We start from the raw sequence: 6,010 nt of genomic DNA on the forward strand, positions 1-6,010 counted from the left end.
TCGGCTTCGACCGGCTGAACGCCGCCTGGCAGCGCGTCGCCCGGCGCTGCGTGTACGGCGCCGGCGCGGCGGGTGACGAGGAGCTGAGCGCGCTGCTCGCCGAGCTGAGACGGGAGGCCGGCAGGGTCGGATTCAGCCGCGGGGCACGCCGCCGCCACGAGATCCTCTCGGGCAGGTACGACGCCAGGCTCCTCGACCACCTGCGCCGCGCCGAACCCGGCAGCCTGGCCGGGCTGATCGCCTCCGCGCCCCTCGGCCCCGAACTGAACAGGCTCAGGCAGGCGGCGTTCTGGCTGATGGGGTTCAGCGTCACGGCGTCCGGGCTGCTGCAGACGCTGGCGCTGCTCGCCACCCACCCCGCGCAGCGGCACACCGCCGAGACCGACCCCGACTACCTGCGGGCCTGCCTGCAGGAGGGGCTGCGGCTGTGGCCTCCGGCGCCCGCGCTGTCGTGGGTGACCACCCGCGTCACCGACTGGTACGGCACCGCCGTGCCGGCGGGCACCACGGTGCTCGTCCCGATCGGCCTGGACCAGCACGGCCACGGCCTGCCCTCCGCGCACCGGTTCGTCCCCGAGATGTGGCTCGACGGGACGGCCTCCGACGAGCTGTGGGCCACGCCGTTCGGCGACCGGTGTAAGGGGATGAAGCTGGCCCTGCTGGTGGGCACGGCCTTCCTGGACGGGATGCTCGCGCTCGCCCGTCCCGAGGCGGTCGGGAGGGAGTTGTCGCCGTCGCGACCACTGCCCTCCACCCTCAACCCGCTCCGCCTGCGGGTCGTGATGCTGCCCAGAACCCCCAGAAAGGACCCCGCATGACCGCACGCGGCGTCACGATCAGCACACCAGGACCGCGCGAGAAGACCCCGCACGGCGTCACGATCAGCACACCAGGACCGCGCGGGAAGGCCGGGCGCGCACTGCGGGAGGCGGCGGAGGAGCTCGCCGAGACCGCGGAGCGGATCGCGGCGATCGGCGACCGCGCCACCACCATCCTGCTCGGCCAGGATCTCACCACCTCGGCGCCGCGCTCGCCCCGCACGGCCTGGCGCGCCCACCGCGCCCTCCTGTACGCCCTGACCCACCCCCACGGCCTCGGCCACGCGCTGAGCCCCGTGGTCTCCCCTCACCGCGGCTCCCCGCCGAACAACCGGCCGGCCGTCCGGGAGTCCCCGCTGAGCAGTCGGGGCTCCCCACCGAACGGCCGGACCCCCGTCCCAGGCGAGCTGCCGGGTGGTCGAGGCTCTCCCCTGAGTGACTGGGGTTCGCTGCTGGGCGGGGTGATCTCGTGGCTGCTGCCACCGGAAGGACGTGCGAGCCTGGCCGGCCGCGTGGCCGTCACCTCGCTGCGGTTGCGCGTCTCGGCCCTCGCGCTGAGCCGTCCCGAGCTGACCGGTGCCATCGCCCTCCTCGACGCCGTCGCCACCGGCAGGGACCCGGAGTCATCCGGCTTCCCGTTCCCCTGCGGAGGCGGCGCGACGCCGCCGCCGGTCGCGATGGTCGCAAAGGAGGTCGCGGCGACGCGAGCGCTGCTCACCGGCCACCCGCCCGCCCGCTCCGTCGCCGGGTCCCGCCGTCCGTCCCGCGCCGAGCCGCAGCGGGGCGCACCCGCCAGGACGGTCACCGGACGGGACGGTGACGGGGTCGCGGCCGAACGCGTGCCGTTCCCGGCGGCGAGCGGCGAGGGCGGCCTGCTGGACTACCTGGGCAACCTCGAGCGCCTCGGCGACGACGGCCGCGTCCTGCTCCAGGAGGTCCGGGCGGGCGGCACCGTCGGATACGTCCTCCAGGCGACGGACGGCCTGGGCGGGGGTGTGACGGCGCACGGGCTGCACAGCGCGGGGCCACCCGGGTCGCCGGACGGCCTGGGCGGGGCGGCGCACGGGCTCACGAGTGTGGGCCTGCCTGCGGCGGCGCACGCACAGGGGCTGGCCGAGGCCGTTGCCGACTTCGGGGTGCCGGACGGGGCCCTGATCGCGCTCATCGGTCACGGCGAGGGCGGAGCAGCGGTGCTCGGCCTCGCGCGGGACGCGGCGTTCTGCTCCCGGTACCGGGTGACGCACGTGGTGTGCGTCGGCGCGCCCGTCAGCGGCCCGCCCTGCGCCGACCCGCGCACCTGGGTCGCGTCCGTCACCAACCGGCACGACCTGGTCCCCGCGCTGGACGTCCTGGCGGCCGGGACCCGCCTCGACCCGCCCCCCGGCTGGTACACCGTCGGTTACACCGACCCCGCCCACACCTTTCCCGGCTGCCACCACGTCTCCGCCTATCTGGCCAACCTCCGCGACGACCTGCCGGTCACCCGTCCCCGGCTGGAGCGGCGGCTGGCGGCCTACCGGGGGCCGGTGACGCGCTCGCAGGCGTACCGGCTCCGGAACCGCGACCTGCCGCCCGCCGGCTCTCGGTGCCTGAGCGCCGCGACGAGCCGCGCCGACACGTCCGAGGGGCCGGTCGAACAGCCGCTCAGGCAGGCGGCGGGCCGCGCCGCGGTGAGTCTCTTCGCCGCCGGCGCCGCGATCACGATCCGATAAGGAGGACGCTGTGGACGATCCGGCCGACACGCTGCGCAGGGACTCCGCCGAGCTGGCGGCCCTCGCCCGCCGCCTGCGCGATCTCGCCGTCAGGCTGCGCGCGGACGGGGTGGCGCCCCCCTGGTTCGAGGCCGTGCTGAACGGCCAGATCATGCGCTGCACGCTGGCCTCCGCGCACCTGGCGGACGCCGCCAGACGCGTCCAGGACCACGCGGAAGCCCTGCGGCGGCGCCCCCGCCCTTAGACCCGCCACCACACCGGCGCGACACCGCCACCCCGCCCCACGGCCCGGTGCGGTGCGCGACCTGCGCGGCGGCTCGCTCGGGCGCTGCGAGGTTGCCGCGTGGCCACCGGGCGGGTTCTTCCTCCGTTAGAGTCTTGGGGGAAATGGGCATGCCGGGCGGAGGATCGGTCGGTTTGAGTCGACGGGATGACGACGGCGAGAGGACAGCGACGTTGGGGCAGCAGGGGCGCTCCGCAGGCACTCCGCTGACGCCAGAGGACCCGCCGGCGATCGGCCCGTACGAGCTGGTCAGCCGCCTCGGATCCGGCGGCATGGGCACCGTGTACCTGGCCAGGAAGGCCGACGAGCCGGTGGTGGCACTCAAGGCGATCCGCCGCGACTACGCCGCCGACCAGGTGTACCGGGCGCGCTTCCACGAGGAGGTGTCCAACGCCCGCAAGGTGGCCTCGTTCTGCACGGCCCGCGTCCTCGACCACGGCGAGCACGACGGCGTCCTGTACCTGGTCACCGAGTACATCGACGGCATCTCGCTGGAAGACCACCTGATCGAGCACGGCGCGCTGTCGCCGTCGGTGCTGCATTCGGCGGCGGTGGGGGTGGCCGCGGCGCTGACCGCGATCCACGCGGTGGGGCTGGTGCACCGCGACCTGAAGCCCGCCAACGTGATGCTGACGCTGGCCGGGCCGCGGGTGATCGACTTCGGGCTGGCCCGCTCGACGCACGTCGACTCGCGGCACACCAACGCGGGCATGGTGATGGGGACTCCCGGCTGGATCGCTCCCGAGCAGGTCTTCGAGGGGCGCACCAGCCCGGCAGGGGACGTGTTCGCGTGGGGTTCGCTGATCGCGTACGCCGGTCTGGGCGGGCACCCGTTCGGGGAGGGCGACGCCTACGTGATGGCGGCTCGCGCCCGCACCGCGCCGCCCGACCTGCGCGGGCTTCCCGCGCCGCTCGACCGGCTGGTGGCCGCGGCCATCCACCCCGATCCCGCCCGCCGTCCCGCCGCCAAGCAGTTGCTGCTCGAGCTGGTGGGCGCGGCCGACGAGCCCGCCGCGCAGCTCGCGGCGAGCCGCCACCTCACCAGCTCGTGGAACGCGTCGGAGTTCCCGCCGCTCGCCGAGTTCCCGCGCAACGCGCCGGGACGGCCGGCGTCTGCCGGCTCTCCTGCGCCGCCCCGCCGTGCGCCGTCCCCGTCACCCGTCCAGGCCCAGCCTGTGCCACCGGGGCCTGTGACGCCGGGGCCTGTGCCACCGGGGCCCGGCCAGTCCGGACGCGCCCAGCCCGCCCGTCCGGGGTCCGCGCAGCCGCCGCAGGGCGGCTCCGCGCGCGGCCCGCTCCCCCACCAGACGGGGCAGGTCCCGCTGCCCCACCAGACAGGTCAAGTCCTGCTGCCCCATCAGACAGGTCCGGTGCCGCTGCCCAACCGGACAGGGCGAGGGCCGTCGCAGGGGTTGCCGCCTCACCAGACGGGCCAGGGGCCGCTGCCGCCGCGCGGTGCTGCGCCGTTCCCGCCCGCCAAGCGGAAGCGAGGCGTGTTCACCGGCTGCATGACCGCGCTGGTGGCGGTCGTCCTGCTGTTCCTGCTGCTGATCGCCGTCATCGTCTGGCTGCTCAGATCGTCCGACACGGCCGGCGCGGGCAGCCCCGTCCAGGACGGACGGCTGAGGTTCGCGGTCACCAGCAGCAGCTGCCCCAAACCGGCGAGAGGCGCCCCCACGCGGTCGTGCCAGGTGGCGGTGAAGGTGACGAACGTCGGCGACGAGGCGCGCGTCCTGTCCCCCGCTCAGCAGCAGCTGATCGACGAGGACGACGCGCCGCACCCCGGCACCGAGCTGCTCGGCAAGGACGGCGCCGAGCTCGCGCCCGTCCAGATCGGGCCGGGCGGCTCCTTCACCGGCAAGCTGCTGTTCGAGCTGCCGAAGGACGCCCAGCCCGCCGAGCTGGAACTGCATGAATCCGGCGCGAGCTCGGGGGCACGGGTCAGCCTGAGCTAGGCCGGGCTGCTACCGTACGCGGCGGCGTCGGAGATGTCGATCTTGGAGATGAGGGTGGCCTTACGGCCGATGCGGTCGCCCCAGTCATGGGGGGCCTCCCGGGTTTCACCCCTTTGGAGCTTCCTTACCGATTAGACCGTCCCGGAGCTCCAGGCCCAGGCGGCGATGCCGACCCGGTTGGCGGCGTGCACCTTGCGCTGGATGTTGGCCACGTGCGTCTTGACCGTGCCCGGGCTGATGAACAGCTCGGCGGCGATCTCGGCGTTGGTGCGTCCGTGGGCGACGAGCCGGGCGATCTCCAGCTCGCGCCCGGTGAGCGGCTCCCCCGGCGCTTTCGCCTTCGGGGCGCGGAGGTGGCGCAGCAGCCTGACGGTGACCTGCGGGCTGATCAGCGTGTCACCGGCCATCGCGGCCCTGACGGCCTCGACGAGCAGCGCAGGGCCCGACCGTTTGAGCAGGAAGCCGCAGGCGCCGTCGCGCAGCGCGGTGTGGACGTAGTCGTCCTGGTCGAACGTGGTCACCACGATCACCCTGGTCTCGGACGCGAGCAGCCTGGTGACCTCCAGCCCGTCGAGTCTGGGCATCCGGATGTCGGCCAGCACCACGTCGGGTCTGAGGTGGCGGGCCAGGTCCACCGCCGCCTGTCCGTCGGCGGCCTCGCCGACGACCGTCATGTCGGGCTGGGAGTCGAGGATGAGCCTGAACCCGATCCGGACGTCGTCCTGGTCGTCGGCGATGAGGATGCGCGTCGTCATGCCGGGATCGCCGCCCTGACGCTCCAGCCGCCCGGCGTGGGGCCCGCCGACAGCGTGCCGCCCAGCATCTCGACCTGCTCGGCCAGGCCGACCAGGCCGAATCCGCCCCTGTCGGGCGCCTCCGAGTGGCCGCCGCCGTCGTCGGTGACACGCACGAGCACCCTCGCGTCCTCGCGGGTCACCGTGATGTCGACGCGGGTCGCCCGCGTCGCGTGCCTGCGGACGTTGGTCAGCGCCTCCGTCACCACCCGGTAGGCGGTGGCGGACGTCTCGCGCGGCACGTCCGGCCCCGGCTCGACGGTGAGGGACACCCGGGCCGACGGTGAGAAGCCGTCGGCGAGCTGCGGCAGCGCCTCGATGCCCGGCACGTGCCTGCCCGCGGCCGCGCCCGGCTCGCCGTTGAGCATCTCCACCGTCCTGTCCATCGACGCCAGCGCCCGCTGCCCGGCCTCCTCGATGCGCCGCAGCGCGTCGGCCACCGGGGCGG

At 74.9% G+C, this 6,010-nt stretch carries 6 protein-coding genes; 4 read left to right on the forward strand and 2 right to left on the reverse strand.

The genetic code is table 11. The features are described from left to right. From ABZ297_RS45840 to ABZ297_RS45855, 4 genes are all read left to right on the forward strand, one after another. Window positions 1–818: cytochrome P450 (locus tag ABZ297_RS45840; protein WP_355360600.1), on the forward strand; the 818-nt coding region annotated here is incomplete at its 5' end. Continuing rightward, the gene (locus ABZ297_RS45845) at window positions 815–2,530 is read left to right on the forward strand and encodes a hypothetical protein (RefSeq protein WP_355360603.1); all 1,716 of its coding nucleotides are present in this window, start codon (window positions 815–817) and stop codon (window positions 2,528–2,530) included. The genes ABZ297_RS45840 and ABZ297_RS45845, both read left to right, overlap by 4 nt. 10 nt (window positions 2,531–2,540) lie before the next feature. Next, entirely contained in the window at window positions 2,541–2,774 is a 234-nt protein-coding gene (locus ABZ297_RS45850; RefSeq protein WP_355360606.1) for a hypothetical protein, read from the forward strand. 173 nt (window positions 2,775–2,947) lie between these two features. Further along, the gene (locus tag ABZ297_RS45855) at window positions 2,948–4,768 is read left to right on the forward strand and encodes a protein kinase (RefSeq protein WP_355360609.1); all 1,821 of its coding nucleotides are present in this window, start codon (window positions 2,948–2,950) and stop codon (window positions 4,766–4,768) included. Window positions 4,769–4,899: 131 nt separating this feature from the next. On the opposite strand, the gene ABZ297_RS45860 is transcribed toward ABZ297_RS45855, so the two are convergent. Beyond that, window positions 4,900–5,523 carry a response regulator transcription factor gene (locus tag ABZ297_RS45860; RefSeq protein WP_355360612.1) on the reverse strand — a complete coding sequence of 208 codons (624 nt, stop codon included), beginning with the start codon at window positions 5,521–5,523 and terminating at the stop codon, window positions 4,900–4,902. After that, window positions 5,520–6,010, reverse strand: a 491-nt coding sequence (locus ABZ297_RS45865) for an ATP-binding protein (protein ID WP_355360615.1), incomplete at its 5' end; no start/stop codon positions are given. The genes ABZ297_RS45865 and ABZ297_RS45860, both read right to left, overlap by 4 nt.

The sequence above is a fragment of the Nonomuraea sp. NPDC005983 genome, assembly GCF_040614375.1.
Lineage (GTDB): Bacteria > Actinomycetota > Actinomycetes > Streptosporangiales > Streptosporangiaceae > Nonomuraea.

What these genes read in the sequence shown, in the direction of transcription:
- ABZ297_RS45860 (WP_355360612.1), bottom strand. Translation starts at nt 5,523, where the DNA reads ATGACGACGCGCATCCTCATCGCCGACGACCAGGACGACGTCCGGATC.
- ABZ297_RS45845 (WP_355360603.1), top strand. Translation starts at nt 815, where the DNA reads ATGACCGCACGCGGCGTCACGATCAGCACACCAGGACCGCGCGAGAAG.